This is a genomic window from Streptosporangium sp. NPDC048047 (genome assembly GCF_040653115.1).
Taxonomy (GTDB): domain Bacteria; phylum Actinomycetota; class Actinomycetes; order Streptosporangiales; family Streptosporangiaceae; genus Streptosporangium.
The window spans coordinates 61,381-81,310 of sequence record NZ_JBEZNH010000016.1; the positions used below are offsets into that span (position 1 = coordinate 61,381).

Annotated in this window: 18 protein-coding genes and 1 pseudogene; 9 read left to right on the plus strand and 10 right to left on the minus strand. The window is 73.8% G+C overall.

The window, feature by feature from the left end; all coding sequences use genetic code 11:
- Window positions 1-39 precede the first annotated feature (39 nt).
- Complete coding sequence (locus tag AB0D67_RS16610; RefSeq protein ID WP_362935396.1) at window positions 40-498, plus strand: hypothetical protein; 459 nt, start codon at window positions 40-42, stop codon at window positions 496-498.
- A 151-nt stretch (window positions 499-649) separates the two neighbouring features.
- Complete coding sequence (locus AB0D67_RS16615; protein WP_362935399.1) at window positions 650-1,516, plus strand: NAD(+)/NADH kinase; 867 nt, start codon at window positions 650-652, stop codon at window positions 1,514-1,516.
- A gap of 88 nt (window positions 1,517-1,604) precedes the next feature.
- Here the strand turns inward: AB0D67_RS16615 and AB0D67_RS16620 are convergent, their stop codons facing one another.
- From AB0D67_RS16620 to AB0D67_RS16635, 4 genes are all read right to left on the minus strand, one after another.
- On the minus strand, window positions 1,605-2,897 hold the full coding sequence (locus tag AB0D67_RS16620) for a hypothetical protein (protein WP_362935402.1): 1,293 nt from the start codon (window positions 2,895-2,897) through the stop codon (window positions 1,605-1,607).
- 140 nt (window positions 2,898-3,037) lie between these two features.
- A complete protein-coding gene (locus tag AB0D67_RS16625; protein WP_362935405.1) occupies window positions 3,038-3,571 on the minus strand; it encodes a MarR family transcriptional regulator in 534 nt (177 codons plus the stop codon).
- A 33-nt stretch (window positions 3,572-3,604) separates the two neighbouring features.
- Complete coding sequence (locus AB0D67_RS16630) at window positions 3,605-5,689, minus strand: molybdopterin cofactor-binding domain-containing protein (RefSeq protein ID WP_362935408.1); 2,085 nt, start codon at window positions 5,687-5,689, stop codon at window positions 3,605-3,607.
- Window positions 5,689-6,159, minus strand: a complete 471-nt coding sequence (locus AB0D67_RS16635) for a (2Fe-2S)-binding protein (protein ID WP_362935411.1) — start codon at window positions 6,157-6,159, stop codon at window positions 5,689-5,691. Before AB0D67_RS16635 ends, AB0D67_RS16630 begins: the two co-directional genes overlap by 1 nt.
- A 104-nt stretch (window positions 6,160-6,263) precedes the next feature.
- Between AB0D67_RS16635 and AB0D67_RS16640 the strand changes: the two genes are divergently transcribed.
- Both AB0D67_RS16640 and AB0D67_RS16645 read left to right on the plus strand, forming a co-directional pair.
- Complete coding sequence (locus AB0D67_RS16640; protein WP_362935413.1) at window positions 6,264-7,394, plus strand: hypothetical protein; 1,131 nt, start codon at window positions 6,264-6,266, stop codon at window positions 7,392-7,394.
- A gap of 101 nt (window positions 7,395-7,495) precedes the next feature.
- Window positions 7,496-8,569, plus strand: coding sequence for an alpha/beta hydrolase (locus tag AB0D67_RS16645; protein WP_362935416.1), 1,074 nt, complete (start codon window positions 7,496-7,498; stop codon window positions 8,567-8,569).
- Window positions 8,570-8,633: 64 nt separating this feature from the next.
- Here AB0D67_RS16645 and recQ read toward each other — a convergent pair whose 3' ends face one another.
- Window positions 8,634-10,628, minus strand: a complete 1,995-nt coding sequence (recQ, locus tag AB0D67_RS16650; RefSeq protein ID WP_362935419.1) for a DNA helicase RecQ — start codon at window positions 10,626-10,628, stop codon at window positions 8,634-8,636.
- 368 nt (window positions 10,629-10,996) lie between these two features.
- Between recQ and AB0D67_RS16655 the strand changes: the two genes are divergently transcribed.
- Entirely contained in the window at window positions 10,997-11,911 is a 915-nt protein-coding gene (locus tag AB0D67_RS16655; RefSeq protein WP_362935422.1) for a hypothetical protein, read from the plus strand.
- A 127-nt stretch (window positions 11,912-12,038) separates the two neighbouring features.
- Window positions 12,039-12,521 (plus strand): SAM-dependent methyltransferase, encoded by a 483-nt coding sequence (locus AB0D67_RS16660; protein WP_362935425.1) that lies wholly within the window; start codon window positions 12,039-12,041, stop codon window positions 12,519-12,521.
- Between the two features lie 110 nt (window positions 12,522-12,631).
- Here AB0D67_RS16660 and AB0D67_RS16665 read toward each other — a convergent pair whose 3' ends face one another.
- Both AB0D67_RS16665 and AB0D67_RS16670 read right to left on the minus strand, forming a co-directional pair.
- On the minus strand, window positions 12,632-13,732 hold the full coding sequence (locus tag AB0D67_RS16665) for a serine hydrolase domain-containing protein (protein WP_362935428.1): 1,101 nt from the start codon (window positions 13,730-13,732) through the stop codon (window positions 12,632-12,634).
- Between the two features lie 191 nt (window positions 13,733-13,923).
- Window positions 13,924-14,952 carry an RNA polymerase subunit sigma-70 gene (locus tag AB0D67_RS16670; protein ID WP_362935431.1) on the minus strand — a complete coding sequence of 343 codons (1,029 nt, stop codon included), beginning with the start codon at window positions 14,950-14,952 and terminating at the stop codon, window positions 13,924-13,926.
- Window positions 14,953-15,064: 112 nt separating this feature from the next.
- Between AB0D67_RS16670 and AB0D67_RS16675 the strand changes: the two genes are divergently transcribed.
- A complete protein-coding gene (locus tag AB0D67_RS16675) occupies window positions 15,065-15,802 on the plus strand; it encodes a Clp protease N-terminal domain-containing protein (protein ID WP_362935434.1) in 738 nt (245 codons plus the stop codon).
- Between the two features lie 93 nt (window positions 15,803-15,895).
- On the opposite strand, the pseudogene AB0D67_RS16680 reads toward AB0D67_RS16675, so the two are convergent.
- Together AB0D67_RS16680 and AB0D67_RS16685 are read right to left on the minus strand one after the other, a co-directional pair.
- A pseudogene (locus AB0D67_RS16680) lies at window positions 15,896-16,435 on the minus strand (MFS transporter); the annotation flags it as partial.
- Complete coding sequence (locus AB0D67_RS16685) at window positions 16,432-17,523, minus strand: DMT family transporter (protein WP_362935437.1); 1,092 nt, start codon at window positions 17,521-17,523, stop codon at window positions 16,432-16,434. The pseudogene AB0D67_RS16680 and the gene AB0D67_RS16685, both read right to left, overlap by 4 nt.
- A gap of 96 nt (window positions 17,524-17,619) precedes the next feature.
- Between AB0D67_RS16685 and AB0D67_RS16690 the strand changes: the two genes are divergently transcribed.
- Window positions 17,620-18,510 carry a LysR family transcriptional regulator gene (locus AB0D67_RS16690; protein WP_362935440.1) on the plus strand — a complete coding sequence of 297 codons (891 nt, stop codon included), beginning with the start codon at window positions 17,620-17,622 and terminating at the stop codon, window positions 18,508-18,510.
- 8 nt (window positions 18,511-18,518) lie between these two features.
- On the opposite strand, the gene AB0D67_RS16695 is transcribed toward AB0D67_RS16690, so the two are convergent.
- Window positions 18,519-18,884 (minus strand): MmcQ/YjbR family DNA-binding protein, encoded by a 366-nt coding sequence (locus AB0D67_RS16695; RefSeq protein ID WP_362935443.1) that lies wholly within the window; start codon window positions 18,882-18,884, stop codon window positions 18,519-18,521.
- A gap of 250 nt (window positions 18,885-19,134) precedes the next feature.
- On the opposite strand from AB0D67_RS16695, the gene AB0D67_RS16700 reads away from it, so the two are divergent.
- Window positions 19,135-19,923, plus strand: a complete 789-nt coding sequence (locus AB0D67_RS16700) for an alpha/beta hydrolase (RefSeq protein ID WP_362935447.1) — start codon at window positions 19,135-19,137, stop codon at window positions 19,921-19,923.
- Window positions 19,924-19,930 lie beyond the last annotated feature (7 nt).

The window sequence follows — 19,930 nt, forward strand, 5'->3', positions numbered from 1 at the left end:
CACCGGGAAGGACACACGACCGATCATGAGGAGAAGCAGGTGACCCACGAAGAACGGCCCACCGGTCCCGCCGGGAGCCGGGCCCCCTCCGGCCCCTCCGGGGACCGCACCGCCCCGGACGTCGACGACGTGACCGCGGAGGCGCTCGGGAAGCTCTCGGAGGCCCTGGAGACGACCGAGCGCGCCCGCGGGCACCTCTACTCCTTCCACCAGCTCACCGGCCATGCCGACTTCCAGCTCGACGAGGCCGTGGAGCTGCTGCGCGCGGCGGGGCACACCGAGCTCGCCGACACCCTGTCCGAGGAGCTGATCGGCCGCGACGTGCTGCCCGGCCACTGGTCGTTCCACATCGTGGAGGGATACGACGACTCCTACTACCGCCTCTTCACCGACCTGGAACGGCGGATCAGGGAACGGCTCGCCGGCGGCCGCCGGCACATCCACGAGGCGCGGCTGCGGGAGCGGCGACGCACCCCGGGCCCCCGCTCCGGCGGATGAGGTCCCCGCGGGCGGCCATCCGTGCGGGCCGCCGGTCCCGGCCTGGCACGACGTCCCGGGCCGGGGTCCCGCCCACCCGGCGGGAGCCCGCCGCGCGGGCCGGGGAAGGCGCTTGCCGTGTCCCGGGGCCGCGCGCCGTACAGTGGGCCGCATGAGCGTAGTCGAAACGGTGGGGCTGGTCCTGCACCCGAGGCGCGACTCCAAGGAGGCCATCGACACGATCGTCGAGTGGGCGAGCTCGCGGGGTGTCACGGTGTACGGCCTCACCGACGAGGTCGGGCGGATCCACTGCAGCGCCGTGCCGGTCGACACCCAGCAGCTGGTGGAGCGCTGCGACCTGCTGGTCAGCCTGGGCGGCGACGGCACCATGCTGCGCACCATGCGGCTCATCGCCGGACGGCCCACCCCGATCCTCGGCGTGAACCTCGGCAAGCTGGGCTTCCTGGCCGAGATCGACGTCGACGAGCTGACCTCGGCGCTGCAGGCGATCGAGGACTACCACTACATGGCCGAGCCCCGCATGGCCATCCGGGCCACCCTGCCCGGCGGGGAGACGGTGACGGCGTTCAACGACGTCGCCATGGTCCGCATCCCCGGCTGCGGGCTGGCCGCGGTGGCGGTGTCCGTGGAGGACCACCCGTTCGTCCGTTACGCGGCCGACGCCGTGATCGTGGCGACCTCCACCGGATCGACCGCGTACAGCTTCTCGGCGGGCGGGCCGATCGTCTCCCCGATGGTCGAGGGTTTCCTGGTCGTGCCGTCCGCCGCGCACTCGGCCTTCAACCGGGCGCTGATGCTCTCCGCCGACGAGAAGCTCACCCTCGAGGTGCTGCCGACGAGCGGGCAGCTCGCCCTGGAGGTGGACGGCGCGATAGGCACGCACCTGACGGCCGGCGACCGGATCACGGTCACCGCGGTGCGCGCCGCCGCCTGGGTCGTACGGCTCGGCGGCTCCAGCTTCTACGAGCGCGCCCGCCGCAAGCTCCGCGTCAACGGCAGCGCCGAGATCGACCTGTAGACGGGGCCGGCCGGCCCCCGCCCCGGACGCCTTCGGGAACGGGGAGCCGACCGGCCCGGGACGCGCGGCCCCGGCTCCCGCGGACGGCTCAGGCGGACGGGGACGAGCCGTTCACCGTGAGGATCCGCTCGGACGTCTCGACGGCGGGGAAGGTCCCGGTGTCGATGATCCCGTGCTCTCGGGCGGCCTCGATGAGGGCGTGGGCGCGGGGCTCCAGCTTCCACAGCGCGCGGAGCTCCCGGGCGACGGCCTGCGAGATGCCCGTCTCATGGGCGATGTCGGCCGCGCGGGGGACGAACTTCCGGTCGATCTGCCGGTCCCAGTACTCCCGCGCCGCCCGGATCAGGGCCGCGCGCTGCGCCGTGTCGACGACCGGCGCGGGGTCCGGCGCCGTGCCGTCGACGATCTCGATGTCCTCGTCGTCGTCATCGTCCAGCAGCACCGCCGAGGCCGGCGCGGCCGCGGGCAACGCCCCCTGGGCGGCCGGCGCGCCCGGAGCCGCGGGCGGCTCCTGAGGCTCGGGGGCCCACGGGACGGGCGGCCGCAGGTCGATCAGCGCCGAGGTGTTGAACAGCGCCCCGATCTGGGACAGCAGCGCCTCCTGACGGGCCGGGTCGGCCGCCAGCCCGGTGTGCTCCACCGCCTGGTCCATCGCGCGGTCCAGCCTGGCGAGCGCGGCGCGCATCTTGCGGTCGGACGCCCCGGCCGCGCGGAGCGCGCGGGCGCGCTTGGCCGCCAGGGCGACCCGGGTCAGCCTCCGGTGGGCGTCCACCTCGCTGGCGGTGCGGTCGCTGACCTCGGCCAGCCCGATCCGGACGAGCATGCGCTCGGGGGTCATCCGCCAGTTGATGCGGGAGCGGCCGGTGATGCGGTGCCGCTCGATCGCCATGCCTCGCTCCCACAGCCAGGCCGCCACCAGCGGGGCGGAGAGCCGGAAGACGGCTTCGGCGACGCTGCGGGCGTCCATGCTCGACAGGACGGCGGTCAGGCCGGTGAGCGCCCACACGGCGACGCCGTCGATGCCGGCGGAGAAGTTCTCCCTCATGCTGCGGCGGGCGCGCACGGCACTGGTGACCACGGCGACCTCGATGAACGCGAACAGCAGCAACCGCAGCGGCCCGTCGAAGCCCAGGACGTCGCCGGAGAAGCGCCACATGCCCTGGGCGGACACGCCGGTGGCGATGCTGGCCGCGACGATGGTGAGGATGTCCTCGGCGGGACGGGGCGCCACGTGGTCGCGGAGGAAACGGCCGGCCGCGCGCAGGGCGGCGCGGAGCGCGAAGCAGACGAGGGCCAGGACGGCCAGGGCGAGCACACAGATGACGGCCGTCAGGACCGGCTGGTCCGAGGTGAAGGCGGTGATCTGATCGATGGGAGGCATCAGTTGCGGTCCGTCGGTCTCGGGGTCCGGCAGGAGGTCTCCAGATCATCCCAGAATGTTCACCGCGTTTCGCGTGAAACGGATACTCATTCCAGTGGCTGGAGTGACATTCTGTGATGTTCCCGGCGGCCGGTCCGTGGTCAGGCGATGGTGATCAGCCTGATGAGCTGCTCGCGGAAGTGGTCGTAGTCGTCGACGGCCCCGAGCAGGGCGTTCGAGGTGCGCTCCTCCCTGCGCGCCTTCGCCAGCACCTCCCGCCCGCCGGGGGTGATCTGGACGAGGAGGCGGCGGCGGTCGCGCCCGTCCGTCTCGCGCGTCACGTATCCGGCCCTGCGCAGCCGTTCGATCGTCTTGCTCATCGTCTGGTCGGTCACCCGGCACAGCGTCGCGAGCTCCCGCTGCGAGAGGCGGCCCTCCATGAGGTGGTGCAGGGCGATCAACCCGGCGTGGGTGAGGTCGTGGGCCGTGAGGAAGTCGCCGAAGCGTCCCTCAACCAGCCGCGCGGCCACCGACAGCAGGCGGCCGGTCGGCCAGGAGTGGATGTCCGCGCGCACCTCGTCGGGGCGGCGGACGACCTCCCACGCGTCTTCCGCGCCCTCCGGGTTCCTCCCGCCGTCCGCCGGACCCGGGTCTCTCGCGTCCTCCGCCGGGCCCCCGGCCGCCCCTTCCACCACGGGTCCAGTTTTCCAGAACCGCGGGACCCGTGGTCAACCGACGTCTCCGGTGACGGGCATGCCGGTCACCGGCCGTCCGGTGGCCGCCGCCACGGCCGAGGCGACGGCGGCGCTCGCGGGCGGGTAGGCCAGCTCGCCGAGCCCTCCGGGAGGGGCCGGCGACGGGAGCACGGTCACGTCGATCCGCGGAACCTGGCCGATGCGCGCCCACGGGTAGTCCGTGAACGACGACTGCGTCACGCGCCCGTCGCGTACGGTGACCCGCGCGCCCAGGACGGTGGAGATCGCGTCGCAGATCCCGCCCTCGATCTGGGCGCGGACGCCGGAGGGGTTCAGCGCGGTGCCGACGTCGACCGCGGCGGTCACCCGCTCGACGGTCAGGCCGTCGTCGCGTTCCCGCACGTCCGCCACGATCGCGATCGCCGAGTCGTAGTCCAGGTGACAGGCCGCCCCGCGTCCCCTGCCGCTCCCCCGCGGGGGACGGCCGGCCCGGGACGCGGCGGCGTCGAGCGCCCGGCGCAGCCGGGAGCCCTCGGGCAGCAGGCGGCGGCGGAACTCCACCGGGTCGGCTCCGGCGCGTCCGGCCAGCGCGCTCAGGAAGCACTCCTCCGCGTAGACGAAGGGACCCGCGTACACCGACCGCCAGAACCCGGTGCGCAGCGGCGCCGGGCTCAGGGCGACGTTCACCTTCCCGGGGACCTCGTAGGGGAAGTGGTCGCCGCTCGCGAGGACGAGTGCCGGATCGTTGAAGATCGGGACGGTGGTGAGCGGCCAGGTCGCGACCGAGTGGGACCGCCACGTGGGCCTGCCCGAACCGTCGGTGACGGCGGTGAGCCGGTGGACGGACATGGGCCGGTAGGAGTCGTGCCGCATGTCGTCCTCGCGGGTCCACACGACTTTGACCGGCGCTCCGGCCGCCCGGGAGCAGGCCACGGCCTCCAGCACGAAGTCGAACTCGATGCGCCGCCCGAACGCGCCCCCGGCGAGGGTCGTCTCGACCGTGACGGCCCCGGGGTCGAGTCGCAGGATCTGGGCGAGCCTGGTGCGCAGGCCGCCGGGGTCCTGGGTGGGCGTCCACACCGACAGGCGGCCCTCGGCGGTCAGGTGCGCGGTGGCGTTCATCGGCTCCATCGGCGCGTGGGCGAGCAGCGGCAGCCGGTAGGTCGCCTCGGCGGTGACCGGGGCGGGCGGCGGCCCGGCCGGGGGCAGGGCGGCTTCCAGGCCGTCCAGCCACAGGCGGCTGTCGGCCTGAGGCGAGCCGCCCGTCCAGGTGACGGCCAGTGCGTCGCGGCCGCGCAGCGCGGCCGCCGTCGTGCGCGCCACGACCGCGACCCCGCCCACCGTGCCGCCCGCCGGTTCGAGCCGCACGACCGTGACGACCCCGGGTACGGCGCGCGCCGCGGCGTCGTCGAGGGCGGAGACGGACGCCCCGAGCCACGGCGGCCGCCGCACGACGGCGACCAACCCGTCCGGCCGGACGACGTCGATCCCGTAGCGGGCGCGGCCGGTGACGATGTCGCGGGCGTCGACGCGCGGCACGGGGCGGCCGACCACCCGCCAGTCCTCGCGGGGCACGGGCGTGACGGCGACCGTGGCCGGGTCGATCGCCGCCGCCTCGGCCACCAGTTCGCCGTAGGAGAGCCTGCCGTGCCGCCGGTGGCGCACGTGTCCGTCACGGGCCTCGCACTGCTCCGCCGGGACCCCCCACCGCGCGGCCGCCGCCGCGACGAGCAGGCAGCGCGCGGTGGCGCCCGCCGTACGGAGCGGTTCGGTCATCTGACGGACCGAGGTGGAGTTCGCCACCATCTGCGGCCCGTACCTCTCGGTGTCGCCCGGGGCCTGCCGTACCCGCACCGTCTCCACGGCGACGCGGAGCTCCTCCGCCACCAGCATGGCGGCCACGGTGCGCAGGCCCTGACCGGAGTCGGGGCGGGGGACGGTGACCGTGATCCCGCCCTCGGCGGTGACGCGCACGAGGACGCCGGGCTCCAGCGACGCGGGGGCCGTCCCGGGTACCGGTGTCGCCGGGACCGGGCCGGCGTCGGCGCGGGCGGGCACCGGCACCGCGACCAGGAGGGCGGCGCCGCCCAGCGCGGAGAGGAATCCCCTCCTGTCCATCAGCGCTCCTTCCTGGTCAGCCGTGCCGCCAGCCGTACGGCCTCGCGGATGCGGACGTAGGTCCCGCACCGGCACACGTTGTCGCGCAGCGCCCGGTCGATGGCCTCGTCGCCGGGGTCGGGGTCGGCGGCCAGCAGCGCGACCGTGGACATGATCTGTCCCGGCTGGCAGTAACCGCACTGCGCCACGTCGCACTCCAGCCACGCCCGCTGCACGGGGTGGTCGCCGTCCTCCGACAGGCCCTCGATCGTGGTGACCCGGCGGCCGTCGGTCTCGGCCACCGTGCGGACGCAGGGGCGCGCGGCCTCACCGTCCACCAGGGACACGCATGCTCCGCAGGCCCCTACCCCGCAGCCGTACTTGGGGCCGGTCAGGCCCAGCTCCTCGCGCAACGCCCACAGCAGCGGGGTGTCTCCCGGCAGGTCGAGCTCGTGATCGACGTCGTTGACGCGCAACCGGTAGGTGGGCACTCTCGCCTCCGCGGGCGGGCGGGAACGTTCAGGCTACTGATCATCTTGTCCGGGGCGACGGGTGTCCGCAAGGGAATGTTCAGCCGACTGTACGATTTGGCATGATGTTCAGCGTGCTGAACGATATGCGTGCCGCGAGCCCGGGCCGCGTCCTGTTCTGGGGCGTCGCCGCCAGTGCCGTCCTGACCGGGCTCGTGTGGCTGCTGGGCCAGCGCCTGGAGGACTTCCGGCTCACCCTCCTGCCCGACCAGGGCGCGTCCTGGTACTACTGGAAACTTCCCGATCCCACCTTCTGGAGCCGGGCCACGGCGTGGATCGGCTACGCCGCCCACCAGCTCGCCGCCTGGGGGCTGATCTACTACGCGCAGACCAGGGTGCGCCGCTACGCCGTCGGCCTGCACCCGGTGAACGTCGTGGCGCTGGCGGTCAACTTCGGCTTCGTCGTGTTGCACACCGTGCAGACCCACCTGTTCTACGACGGTCTCGCACAGGATGTGTCGATCTTCAGCTCGCAGGGCTCGGTGGTGATCCTGCTGGTCGTGGTGCTGCTGATGGAGAACCGGCGCCGCGGGCTGTTCGCCGGCCGCCCGGCGCCCATCTCCGCCGAGGTGGTCGGGTTCGCCCGCAGATACCACGGCTACCTGTTCAGCTGGGCCGCGATCTACACCTTCTGGTACCACCCGATGGAGAACACCAGCGGGCACCTGATCGGTTTCCTCTACATGTTCCTGCTCCTGGTGCAGGGCAGCCTCTTCCTGACGCGGGCGCACGTCGACCGCTGGTGGACCGCGTCCCTGGAGCTCATGGTGGCGGTGCACGGCACGCTCGTCGCGGTGATGACCTCCGGGCCCGGCGGGGCGTGGCCGATGTTCCTGTTCGGCTTCCTCGGCGTCTTCGTGATCACCCAGATGCACGGCCTCGGGATCCCGCGCGGCGTGCGGTGGCTGCTCGCCGCCGCCTACGTCGCCGCCGTCCTGGCCGTCTACGCCGGGCGCGGCTTCGGGCGGGCCGACGAGGTGGTGCGGATCCCCGCGATCGAATACCTCCTGGTCGGCGTCCTGGCGGTGCTGCTCTGGCTCGCTCTGCGGATCGCCCGGATGTTCCGGGCGGCCGGTACGGCCGGGCCCGGCGGCGGGGAACCTCCCGGCGACACCGCGAGCCCCGCGGGCGGGACCCGGGACGGCCGGGAGCCGCTGGAGACCGCCGCCGGCGGGGACGGCGTCCCGCGGCCGTGACCGGAACCCCCGGTGTCCCGCCTCCGGACGCCTCCGGCCGCGGATCCGCACCGCACGCCTCCGGCCCGGGGAAGGACTCCTCCTGCCCGGAGGAGAACCCCGTGGTCTCCACCCGCGGATCCGGGCGGGCCGTCCCGCGCGCCCCGGCGGACCGTCCGTCACGACTCCGCCTGATCGCCGCCCTGCCGTCCGCGGCGTGCGTCGCCGTACCGGCGTGGGTGGCGGCGACCCGGTGGCCGAGCCTGGCCGCCGCGCACCCGGCGTACCCGGTCACGCTCGGCGTCGTCGCCCTGGCGGGGGCGCTCGCCGTCGTCCGTGCGATACGGCGGCATCGCGCGCCCGCGCCTCCACGCCGCCGTACCGGGTGGGTCGCGTGGACCGGCCGGGCGGCGGGCGCGCTCACCACGGCGGCGGTGCTGTTCGCGCTCGCCTGGCTGCGCCCGTTCCCCGCCGGAGAGGCCGCCGTGGCGGTGTCCGAGGGGAGGGCCGGATCCGGGATCACGGACGGGACCGCCGGAACACCGCCCGGGGGAACGTCCGAGGCCGGTACGGCGGGCACGGCCGCCGGGGCGGTCACCGTGGTCCACTCCCCCACCCGGATCGAGCTGCGTCCGAGCGTGCCCCGGGGCCGGAGCGGCCTGGTCTTCCATCCCGGCGCCCGGGTCGATCCCCGTGCCTACCTGCCCCTGCTCCGGCCGCTCGCGGAACGGGGCCACCTCATCGTGGTCGTCAAGGCGCCGTTCGACTTCGCCCTGCTCGCGACCGGCGCCGCCGCGGACGTGCTGGACGACCACCCGGAGGTCAGCCGGTGGGTCGTCGGAGGTCACTCCCTCGGCGGCGTGGCCGCCTCCCAGTACGTGAGCGGGCACGACGGCAGGGTGGGCGGCCTGCTGCTGTGGGCGTCGTACCCGGTCGACGACCTGTCGGGCCGGACGGACCTTTCGGTGTCCTCCGTCTCCGGCGATCGGGACGGCTTCACCACCCCGGAGGACATCCGCGCCTCCCGGGAACTGCTGCCCGCCGCGACGCGCTTCGTGACGGTGCCCGGCGCGGTGCACGCCTTCTTCGGGGACTACGGCCCGCAACCCGGCGACGGCGAGCCCGCCACGACGCGCACCGCCGCGCAGCGGGAGATCGTCGCCGCGAGCGCGGCGGCGCTGGCGGCACTCGGCTGACCCCGGCCGGGTTGCCGGAGCGGACCGGGACCCACTCGCGATGGAGCGGACCCCGGCCGTGCGGTCACCCGCCGATGGCGAGGACCTCCAGGATGCCCTCGCCGTACTTCGCCAGCTTGTTCTCGCCGACGCCGCTCACCTCGCCCAGCTCCGGCAGCGACGACGGGGAGCGGGTGGCGATCTCGCGCAGCGTGGCGTCGTGGAAGACCACGTAGGCGGGCACCCCCTGCTCCTTGGCGGTGGCCGCGCGCCAGGCGCGCAGCCGCTCGAACACCGGCAGGGCCTCCTCCGGCAGCTCGGCCGGTACGGCGGAGCGCGTTTTAGCGGCCTTGGCGGGCTTCGCGGCCCGCGCCGCCCGCGCGGGATCGCGCCGCAGCGGGACCTGCCGCCTGCGGCCCAGCACCTCCCCGCTCGCCTCGGTGAGCACGAGCGTGCCGTAGTCGCCCTCGACGGTCAGCAGGCCCTGCGCCAGGAGCTGGCGCACGACGGCGCGCCACTCGCCCTCGCCCAGCTCGGTGCCGATCCCGAACACCGTCAGGGAGTCGTGGCCGTGCTGGAGGACCTTGGGGGTGCTCCGGCCGAGGAGGATGTCGATGATCTGCCCGGCGCCGAACTTCTGACGCCGCTCGCGCTGGAGCCGGAACACCGCCGACAGGAGCTTCTGGGCGGCGATCGTGCCGTCCCACGCCTCCGGCGGCGTGAGACAGGTGTCGCAGTTGCCGCAGGCGTCGCCCCGCTGGCCGAAGTAGTCGAGCAGCCGGGTCCGGCGGCACTCGACCGTCTCGCAGAGCGCGAGCATGGCGTCGAGGTGGGAGGCCAGACGGCGGCGGTGGGCGTCGTCGCCCTCGGAGGTGTCGATCATCCTGCGCTGCTGCACGACGTCCTGCAGGCCGTAGGCCAGCCAGGCGGTCGAGGGCAGGCCGTCGCGTCCGGCGCGGCCGGTCTCCTGGTAGTAGCCCTCGATGGACTTGGGCAGGTCGAGGTGGGCGACGAACCGCACGTCGGGCTTGTCGATGCCCATGCCGAACGCGATGGTGGCGACCATGACGACGCCGTCCTCACGCAGGAAGCGCGACTGGTTGGCGGCGCGGGTCTGCGCGTCGAGCCCCGCGTGGTAGGGCAGCGCGGTGAACCCCTGCTGGACCAGGAACTCGGCGGTCTTCTCCACCGAGGCCCGCGACATGCAGTAGACGATGCCGGAGTCGCCGGGGTGCTCGGCGCGCAGCAGCTCCAGCAGCTGCCGCCTCGGCTCGTTCTTCGGGACGATGCGGTACTGGATGTTCGGGCGGTCGAAGCTCGCCACGAAGTGGCGGGCCTCCCCGAGGTTGAGCCGGGTGGCGATCTCGGCGTGGGTGGCCGGGGTCGCGGTCGCGGTGAGCGCGATCCGCGGGACGTCGGGCCAGCGCTCGTGCAGGGTGGACAGCGCGAGGTAGTCGGGCCGGAAGTCGTGGCCCCACTGGGCCACGCAGTGCGCCTCGTCGATGGCGAACAGCGAGATCTTGCCGTTGCCGAGCAGCCGCAGCGTCTGCTCGGACCGCAGCCGCTCCGGCGCGAGGTAGAGCAGGTCGAGCTCCCCGGCGACGAACGCCTCCTCCATCCGGGCGCGCTCGTCGGACTCCTGGGTGGAGTTGAGGAAACCGGCGCGCACCCCGAGCGCGGTCAGCGCGTCGACCTGGTCCTGCATCAGCGCGATGAGCGGCGAGACCACCACGCCGGTGCCCGGCCGGACGAGGGCCGGGATCTGGTAGCACAGGGACTTGCCGCCGCCGGTCGGCATCAGCACCAGCGCGTCGCCGCCCGCGACGACGTGGTCGATGATCTCCTGCTGGCCCTCCCGGAACGAGGGGTAGCCGAAGACGCGCTGCAGCACCCGCGCCGCCTCGCTCACCTCGGGACCCGCTCCGGAGCCCGGCTCGGAATCCACCCCGGAGCCCGATCCGGGGTTCGACTCGAAGCCCGGCTCGGAATCCACCTCGAAGCCAGGCTCGGGGCTCACCCCGGGGCCCGGCTCGGGGTTCGACTCGGGATTCGGCTCGGGACCGCTCTCAGGCGAAGACATCGCGTCATTCTACGAGGCCCCCGGAGCCTTTCGCGGAACACCGGCCACACCGGTCCCCATCCGGACACACGACCCCGGTGACCCCGGTGACCCCGCGACCCCGTGGTCGGGTGCCCCGCGAGAGAGGCCCGCCCGTTCGGAGCGGCCCGCGGGTCCGGGAACGGCCCGCGTTCCGGCCGCGAGAAGGCGGCCCCGCCCCAGGCCGACACCGGAACTTTATCTTTGCTTTATCCGTCATCAGGAAAAAGCTGGATCTTTCCTAAAAGAAAGGTGGAACGCCGATCGACGCTTCAGGTCCGCTTTCCGGATACGAAGGGGAGCTCCGCCCGCGGAGCGATCACACCGGCCGGTCGTCACGCCCGGAGACCGTGCTCACCTGGGACGGCGACACGCTCGTGGCAGCCGACCCGGCCAACGCACGGACGGTGCGGCTCACGCCCGCCGCGTTCCGCCACTACTGGTATGAGCAGGCGCTCGCCGAGGTGAACGGCAAGAAAAAGGAGCCCGCGGTCGTCGGCGGGCTCGCGCTGCTGGACGCCGACGGCCTGGTGCTCCTCGACCTCCCGGGCGAGTGGCGGGGGTGGGAGGTGAGACGCTTCGCGTCCGTGCGAGGGGTGCCCGTGCACGAGGGGCCCACGGGCCGCCCGGAGCCGGTGCGGGTGGCGCTCGCCAGGCGCGCGCCCGGGTGGACGCGGCTCACCGGACGCTCACGGCCCCGTCCGTCCGGGCGGCGAAGGATCGCGGTGCTCTGCCTGGGCGTCGGTGGTCTGCTGGTTATGGCCTACGTCACGGCGACGCTGGGCGGAGCCGCCTGGCGCGCGCTGTCCTGGCTGGGCCGGTTGCTGCTGGACGGCGTGGAGCACAAATGGGTGCTGGTCGTCTTCGGCCCCCTGGCCCTCCTGACGGGCCCGCTGCGCCGGGGATTCCACCGTCTGCGCGTCAAGCGCGGCGCCGTCCTGGGACCGCCCGGCGGGCCCTTCCTCTTCATCCGCAGGGGCGACGTGCTGCGCATCCACCCCGCTCCTCCGTTGGCCGCCGACAGGCTGGCCATCGGCCTGGGGCCCCGGGACGTGGCGGGTCTGCTGCTCTACCGGTACGAGAGCCTGCGCGGGCTCTTCGTCTTCGATGTGAACGGCCGCCCGCTGCGCCACCTGCCCGGCCCCTGGCCGCCGGAGGAGACGTATCGCTTCGCCGTACGGCACGGCCTGGGCTGCGAGATCCGCGCCCTGAGCCGGGAGGAGTACCTCGACCTCACCGCCCGCGTCCGCGACGCGCTCCCCTGACACCGTGACCGTCAGCCCCGCGCGAATCCGCAAGGGGCCCTCCGTCCGACGGCGGCCGGGGTCCCGGCCCGGGACCGGCGGGAGCGGGACCTTGGCACCGCGGAGCCCCCTCCGCCAGGATCGGATCATGGACTACACCGTGGAACCCGTCGCCCACGTGGTGGGCGGGAGGGCCGAGAGGTTCGAGGACCACTGGCGGGACGTGACCGCCGTGATCCGCGTGGCGGACCACGTGCCCGCCGACGCGACGCTCGGCCTGTCGGACTTCTCCCACCTCGAGGTGGTGTTCCTCTTCGACCGGATCGATCCGGCCACCATCGACCCCACCGCCGCCCACTCCCGCGGCAACCCCGCCTACCCTGTGGTCGGCATGTTCGCCACCCACCGCCCCCACCGGCTCAACCGGCTCGGCGTCTCCCGCTGCCGCCTGCTGCGCGTCGAGGGCCGCGACCTCCACGTCGCGGACCTGGACGCGCTGGACGGCACCCCCGTCCTCGACATCAAGCCCTATATGCGGGAGTTCGCCCCGCAGACCCCCGTCCGCCAGCCCGGGTGGAGCAGCGACCTCATGCGCGACTACTACCGCCTCTCCGGAGAGGACCCGGCGTGACCCCGGTGCCGATCCACGGCGGACCGCAGGAGGACGACGGGGGACGCGGAGGGGCCGGGCGGGGAGTCGCCCCGCCCGGTTCCTCCGGCCACGCGGCCCCGGAGCGGCGGTCAGTCCTTCCGGAGGGCGATGCGTGCGATCCGCTCGGCGGTGCTGAAGTCCCCGGCCGAGACGAGGTTCTTCATCACGCCGACGCTGGTCCCGGTGGCGGTGTCCGCGAAGGCCGCGGTACCCCCGCTGCCGCCCATCCCGAACACGGTCGGCCCGAGGTCGAACAGGCCGACCGCGTAGCCCAGCCCCATCTTCGCGGGGTTGCCGGCGACCTCGTCGACGCCCTCCACCGCCACCGACGACAGCTCGCGCAGCCGTCCGGGTGACACGAGCGCCCCGTTCAGCAGCGCGTCGTACATCCGCGCCACCGCGCGGGCGGTCATCGTGCCGCCCGCCGGGATGTCGGAGGTCAGCACGTCGGCGCGGTTGCCGAACGCGGCGTCCGGCATCGCCGCCATGGGCGCCGCCGTGTAGCCGTCCACCACCCGGAAGAACGGGATCTGCGCCAGCATCTCGGCGGGCATCTCCATCGCGGGCGCGGGCTCCTCCAGCCGGGCGAGCCGGCCGAGCTCCGGCTCCGGGACGCCGAAGAACAGCTCCCCGGCCACGCCGAGCGGCTCGGCGATCTCCTGCCTGAGCACCTCGGAGATGCGCCGGCCGGTCACCCGGCGGACGACCTCGCCGAGGATGTAGCCGTAGGTCTGGGCGTGGTAGCCGAACCGGGTGCCCGGCTCCCACCACGGCGCGGCGGCGGCGATCGCGGCGCACATCCGGTCCCAGTCGCACAGGTCCTCGGGCGTGGTGTCGACCGGCAGCCCCGGAACCCCGGCCGAGTGGGTCAGCGCGTGCCGTACGGTCGCCTTCTCCTTGCCGTGCGCGGCGAACTCCGGCCACACGTCGGCGATCGGCGTGTCGTAGTCGAGGGCCCCGCGCTCGGCCAGCACGTGGACCACGGCCGCGGTCACGCCCTTGCCCGTCGAGGTGGCGTAGACGGGGGTTCCGGCGGTGAGGGGGCGGCCCGTCTCCGTGTCGGCGACGCCCCCCACCACGTCGGCCACGAGCTCGCCGCGCCGGTAGACGGCCACCTGCACGCCGCGCTCCGCTCCGGACCCGACGAGCTCGTCGACGGCCGCCCGCAGGTCACGCTGAAGATCGGTCATTGAGATTCCTCTCTCGAAGTCCCCTGTTCGGGGTCACCCACTCATGAGACGAGGAAGACGCGCAAAAGGAATCGGTCGCCGCGGCACGGCTTTCCCGGTACCACCCGCCGCGGCACGACCACCGTGACCGTCCGCGCGACGCCGGGTCATCCGTACGGCGGGCCCGTACGGATGACCCGGCGCCGGGCGGCTCACAGCGCGGGCGGCAGCCCGAACCGGTCGAAGACCTCGTTCCCGTACGTGGTCACCTGGGTGACCATCCCGTCCTCGATCCGCAGCACGCCGAGCCAGGAGGGGCGGAAGTCCGGCTCGCCGGCCCGGCGCAGGTACGCGGCGGCGGCGGGCTGGCGGTTCGCCCGGACGGGCAGGACCCGCCAGTCCCCCCACGCCTCGGGGCCGATCATCGCCGGGGTCCAGGCCGCGACGAAGGTCTCGCGGCCCAGCAGCCAGATGGGCCGCGGCGGCATCGTCTGCAGGACGTCCTCGCGGAGCACCTCCAGCAGGACGGCGGGGTCGGCGTGTTCGATGGCGTCGATGTAGCGCCGCAGGACGGCGCGTTCCCGCGCGGTGGGCTCGGCGGACGGGGCCCACTCCAGCCGCCGTGCGGGCAGGTGCCGGCGGAGCGTCGGCCGGGCTCGCTGCAGGGCGCTCTTCACCGCCGCGACGGTCAGGTCCAGCGCCTCGGCGGCCTCCTGCGCCGGCCAGCCGAGCACGTCGCGCAGGATCAGCACCGCGCGCTGCCGGGGCGGAAGGTGCTGTATCGCGACCAGGAAGGCCAGCTCGATCGTCTCGCGCTCGATGACGGTCTCGGCCGCGTCCAGCAGCGTGTCGGGGTACGGCTGCAGCCACGGGACCGCGCCGGAGGACGGCGGGTCGAGCCCGGGGTCGGCCGCGGCGGGCGCCGGTCGCGGCTCAGGACGGCGAGGGTGTGCCCGCAGGTGGTCCAGGCAGGCGTTGGTGGCGATCCGGTACAGCCAGGCCCGCAGGCCGTCGCCGTCGCGCAGCGTGTCGCGGCGGCGCCACGCCCGCAGGAACGTCTCCTGCACCAGGTCCTCGGCCTCGTCGAAGGAGCCGAGCATCCGGTAGCAGTGCACGTGCAGCTCCCGCCGGTGCTCCGCCAGGCGCTCGTCCAGCCCGTCCACGACCGTCATCCCGTCCGAAGCGGCCGTCCCGGGCTCGGAGGCGTCCGGGACGGCCGGCCTCGTCCCGATCTCCACCATGGCGGGAATGTTAGCCGCTCCGCCCGCTCCGCGGCCTTGTATGCGGATGTCGCTCGCGATGAGCGTCAACTCATGGTTGACGATCCTTAATCGTCAACCTATGGTTGACGATATGGAGAATCCGATCAACCCCACGAACCCGATCAGGCTCGACGACATGATCGAGTCCATCAGAAGGGCGCACCCCGACGCGCTCGACCAGCTCTCCGACGCGGTCATCGCCGCCGAGCACCTCGGCGACGTGGCCGACCACCTCATCGGCCACTTCGTGGACCAGGCACGCCGGTCGGGCGCGTCCTGGACCGACATCGGCAGGAGCATGGGCGTCAGCAAGCAGGCGGTCCAGAAGCGCTTCGTCCCGAAGGTCTCGGACGAGCCGTTCAACCTCGACCCCGCCCAGGGGATGAGCCGGTTCACCGAGCGGGCGCGCAACGTCGTGGAGGCGGCCCGCCGGGAGGCCCGCGAGGCCGGCGACGACGAGATCCGCCCCGAGCACCTGACGCTCGGGCTGCTGAGCGAACCGCAGGCCATCGCCGCCAGGGTGCTCGCCGAGCACGGCGCGCCGCCGGACGCCGTACGGCGGGCCGCCACCGCCACGCTGCCCCCGCCGTCCGGCCAGGCGCCCGACCCCGTCCCGTACGGCGCGCGGACCCGCAAAGCCCTGGAGCTGACCTACCGGGAGGCCCTGCGGCTGGGCCACAACTACATCGGAACCGAGCACATCCTGCTCGGGCTGCTGGAACTGGAGAACGGCGCCGGCCCGCTCTCCGGGCTCGGCGTCGGCAAGGCCGCGGTGGAGGCGGACATCATCGCCGTCCTGGCGGCCCTCACCGCCCGGAAACAGAGCTGACGGCACGGAGACTAGCGCCAGCCGCGCCCGGCCGGAGGGATGCTGCGGCGCCGGCGCGTGGCGGACGGCGGTGAGCCGGAGGGCCGAGCCCAGATGGCCCGCCACCACGCACACCGCGGCCACGGGCGCCGTGAGGAGCTGGACCAGCCCTCCGCCCGCGCCCCGTCCCGCCACGTTCGCGGCGGCGATGAGACTCACCACGGCGGAGTTCGCCCGGACGAGCCCCTCGCGGCCGACCAGCTGCGGCAGCACGCTCTGCGAGCCGACGTCGAAGAACACGGTGGCGCAGCCGTTCAGCAGGACGACCGCGTAGAGCTGCCCGAGGGTGAGCACCCCCAGCCACCAGGCCAGCGGGACGGAGGCGAACAGCGCCGCCCGTACCAGGTCCGCGGCGATCAGCACGCGCCGGTGACGCATCCGGTCCACCCATGCTCCGGCCGGCAGGCCGATGAGGAGGAAGGCGACGGTGCTCAGCGTGGCGAGCGTTCCGACCTGGCCCGGACTCGCGTCGAGGACCGACACGGCGATGAGCGGGACGACGACGTAGCCGACGTTCGTGCCGAGCTGGCTGAGGGTGGTCGCGGTGAACAGCGTCCTGAAGTCGGAGGACCGCCACGGGGAGTCGAGGTTCACGACCCGCTCTCCACGGGGGTACGGTTCCCGGCCGCCGCCCTGCCCGCCGCGGGGGTCTCGTCTTCCACGGGAGCCTCGCCGCCCGCGGGAACCTCGCTCCCCGCGGAGACCTCGCCGCCCGCGGGAGTCTCGCTCCCCGAGGGGATCTCGCCGCTCACGGAGGCCTCGCTCTCCGGGGAGACCTCGGACCTCGCGGGAGCCGGCGGCGACGGCCGTTCGCGCCTCCGGCTCATCCCGACGCCGACGACCACGACGACCATCCCCGTCAGGACCCGGGGTCCGAGATCCTCGCCGAGCACGACGGCTCCCAGCATCAGCGAGACGACCGGCAGCAGGTACCCCACGGCGGCGGCGCCGGTCGGGCCCTCGTCGGCGATGAGCCGGTAGTTGAGGTAGAAGGTGAACCCGGTGCTGAAGATCCCGAGGATGACGACGGCGGCCACCGCCTCGGCGCCGAGGGTCGCCGGCACCGCGCCCCCGGTGAGCAGGACCGGCACGCTCAGCCCCGCGGCGGCGGTGAGCTGGGCCGCCGAGAAGGCGATGGGAGCACCGCCCTTCCCGGTGAGCGTGCGGTCCATGTACGCGAAGGCGAGGGCGTAGCTCGCCGCCGCGCCGAGCAGGGCGAGGGCTCCCCAGCTCAGCAGCCCGGTCCGATGCCAGGGGGCGAAGATCAGCAACGTGCCGGCGAACCCGAGCAGCAGCCCGGCCAGCCGTACCGGATGGAGCCCGCGCTCGGTGCCGAGGGTGAAACCGATCAGCAGGGACCACAGCGGGGTCGTTGCGTTCAGGACCCCGGCCACTCCGGAGTCCACGGTCTGCTCGCCGACGCCGAAGAGGAAGAACGGCAGGGCGTTGCAGAAGAACGCGGCCACGACGAGGTGTCCCCAGGTCGCCCGGTCCCGCGGGAGGCGCTGGCGCGCGGCGCGGGCCAGCACGAACAGGACGCCCGCGCCGAGCGCGGCGCGGGCGAAGGTGATCTGGATCGGGGTCAGCCCGTGGTTCAGCGCCAGTTTGATCCACAGGAAGGCCGACCCCCACAGCAGCGCCAGCACGCCCATGCGCACCAGCGAGCCTCGTTCACCGAACATCCTTTTCCTCCCGTTCTTCCCTCTGGCATGCACGCTGCCGAAGTTCATCTGGAAGGACAAGTGAAAAGTTGTGGACCGACCTTTAAACTCTGCTACATGCTTGATGTGCGGCGCATGCAGGTCCTGCGCGCGGTGGTCACCAGCGGGTCGGTGACCGCCGCGGCGGCGAATCTCGGCTACACCCCTTCCGCCGTCAGCCAGCAGGTGGCGGCGCTGGAGAAGCAGGCCGGCATCGCACTGCTGGAACGCGTCGGGCGCGGCGTGCGGCCCACGGCGGCCGGGCGGTTGCTGACCGAGCACGCGGCGGTCATCGGGAGGCAGGTGGCCGCGGCGGAGACCGCCCTGGCCGACCTGCGCGACGGGCGCACGGGACGTCTGACGGTCCGCTACTTCGCCACCGCTGGCGCCACCGTGATGGCCCCCGCGCTCGCCCGGCTGCGTGAGGAGCACCCGGGCGTGCGGGTCGACCTCGCGACGACCGACCCCGCCGATCCGCTGCCGGAGGTGACGCGGGGCCACGCCGACCTCGCCATCGTGGTCCGGCCCCACGGCGGTTCCCACGAGGGAGTGCGTTTCGTCCACCTGCGCGACGACCCTTACCGTGCCGTCCTGCCCAGGGGGCACCGGCTCGCCGCCAAGCGAATCCTGGACCTGGCCGACCTGGCGGCCGAGCCGTGGGTCGGCGGCGAACGGCCCGGCCCCTGCCTCGACGCCGTGATCGACGGCTGCGCCGCGGCGGGCTTCAGCCCGAACGTCGTGGTGGAGGGCGACGACTACGCCACGGCGCAGGGGTTCGTCGCCGCCGGCCTCGGGATCAGCCTGATCCCCGAGCTGGGGCTGACCCACCGCCACCCCTCCGTCACCGTGCGGAGGATCCGCAGACCGGAACCGGTACGGGCCATCCACGCCGCGGTGCGGGAGACGTCACTGGGTCAGCCCGCCCTGGAGGCGTTCCTCACCGCCCTGCGGAGCGCGGCCGCGCGGTGACCGTACCGCTATCGTCCGGTCTCGACCACGGGCGGTCCCACCTCGTGCTCTTCGATCAGCCGTTTGGGCGCCGTGAGGCACCACGCCTCGGTGACCAGCTCGAACAGCTCCTCGGCGTCGATCCCGGCCAGGTGCACGACGACCCAGCCGAACCGTCCGGCGGTGAACTGGACCTCGAAGACCTCCGGCCGCTCGGCCACCAGCGCGATCTGCTCCTCGATCGTCGCCTTCAACCCGACCGTCTCGGTCCTCTCCCACAGGTAGCCGAATCCGTTGCCCCGCACCTTCAGCGAGATCCAGTCACCGCCGGGGCTCTGCTGGACCTCCGGCAGCCGGTCCAGCATCCCCAGGAACTCCTCAACACTCACACCCATGGCCGAAGACCTACCAGAGCCCTCCGACATTCGGCGCGTTCCGCCGCCTCACCCCGGTACGGCCCGCCGGAAACGAGCGACGAATCCAGCACGCCGCACCGCAGGCGGGAACATTCCGTCCTCGGATGCGAGACGCCGTAGGGCCCCGGGCTGCCGGCGGGGATGACAGACGGGGCGGGACGCCGGAACTGTCGGTGGGGCGGGGGATGATGCCCCGATCGAGTCACGCACCCGAGGAGAGGAGCCCGTCATGGAGACCGTGGTCTCGGCGGACGGCACCCGCATCGCCTTCGAGAGGCTGGGCGAGGGTCCGCCCGTCGTCGTGGTGGGCGGTGCGACCTGCGACCGTACGGTGACCCGCCCGCTGGCGGAGAGGCTGGCCCGGCGCTTCACCGTGATCAACTACGACCGGAGGGGCCGCGGCGACAGCGGGGACACCACTCCGTACGCCGTCGAGCGCGAGGTCGAGGACATCGCGGCCCTCATCGTCGCGGCCGGCGGCACCGCGTTCGTCTACGGCCACTCCTCCGGCGCCGCCCTCGCCCTGCACGCGGCGGCCCGCGGCCTGCCCGTCGGCAGGCTCGTCCTGCACGAGCCGCCCTTCTCCCCCGGCGGTGAGCGGGGGCGCGCGATGCGCGAGACCGCGGACGAGGTCGGGAAGCTGCTGGCGGAGGACCGGCGGGACGACGCGCTCGCACTGCATCTGTCGATGACGGGCATGCCGCCGGAGGCGGTCCGGGAGATGCGCCACCAGTCATGGTGGGCTGGCTGGGCGGCGAAGGCGGTCACGCTCCCCTACGACTACGCGGTCCTCGATGAGGCCGGCCGGGGCGGTGTGACGCCGGCCGAGCAGGCCCGCGGCGTGTCCGCCCCCACCCTGGTCGTCTGCGGCGGGGCGAGCCCGGCGTGGCTGCTCGACGGGGACCGGCGGGTCGCCGACGCCCTGCCGGACGGACGGTATGTGCTCCTGGCGGGCCAGGAGCACATCGTCCCCCCGGAGGTCCTCGTCCCGGTGCTGGCGGAGTTCTTCGCCGGCTGACCAAGCG

Bases quoted from the DNA above. Each gene is read 5' to 3' on its own strand.
- AB0D67_RS16700 (WP_362935447.1), top strand. From the start codon at position 19,135: ATGGAGACCGTGGTCTCGGCGGACGGCACCCGCATCGCCTTCGAGAGG.
- AB0D67_RS16620 (WP_362935402.1), bottom strand. From the start codon at position 2,897: ATGCCTCCCATCGATCAGATCACCGCCTTCACCTCGGACCAGCCGGTC.
- AB0D67_RS16660 (WP_362935425.1), top strand. From the start codon at position 12,039: ATGGACTACACCGTGGAACCCGTCGCCCACGTGGTGGGCGGGAGGGCC.
- AB0D67_RS16615 (WP_362935399.1), top strand. From the start codon at position 650: ATGAGCGTAGTCGAAACGGTGGGGCTGGTCCTGCACCCGAGGCGCGAC.
- AB0D67_RS16690 (WP_362935440.1), top strand. From the start codon at position 17,620: ATGCTTGATGTGCGGCGCATGCAGGTCCTGCGCGCGGTGGTCACCAGC.
- AB0D67_RS16675 (WP_362935434.1), top strand. From the start codon at position 15,065: ATGGAGAATCCGATCAACCCCACGAACCCGATCAGGCTCGACGACATG.
- AB0D67_RS16665 (WP_362935428.1), bottom strand. From the start codon at position 13,732: ATGACCGATCTTCAGCGTGACCTGCGGGCGGCCGTCGACGAGCTCGTC.
- AB0D67_RS16695 (WP_362935443.1), bottom strand. From the start codon at position 18,884: ATGGGTGTGAGTGTTGAGGAGTTCCTGGGGATGCTGGACCGGCTGCCG.
- AB0D67_RS16670 (WP_362935431.1), bottom strand. From the start codon at position 14,952: ATGGTGGAGATCGGGACGAGGCCGGCCGTCCCGGACGCCTCCGAGCCC.
- AB0D67_RS16685 (WP_362935437.1), bottom strand. From the start codon at position 17,523: ATGTTCGGTGAACGAGGCTCGCTGGTGCGCATGGGCGTGCTGGCGCTG.
- recQ (WP_362935419.1), bottom strand. From the start codon at position 10,628: ATGTCTTCGCCTGAGAGCGGTCCCGAGCCGAATCCCGAGTCGAACCCC.
- AB0D67_RS16640 (WP_362935413.1), top strand. From the start codon at position 6,264: ATGTTCAGCGTGCTGAACGATATGCGTGCCGCGAGCCCGGGCCGCGTC.
- AB0D67_RS16630 (WP_362935408.1), bottom strand. From the start codon at position 5,689: ATGGACAGGAGGGGATTCCTCTCCGCGCTGGGCGGCGCCGCCCTCCTG.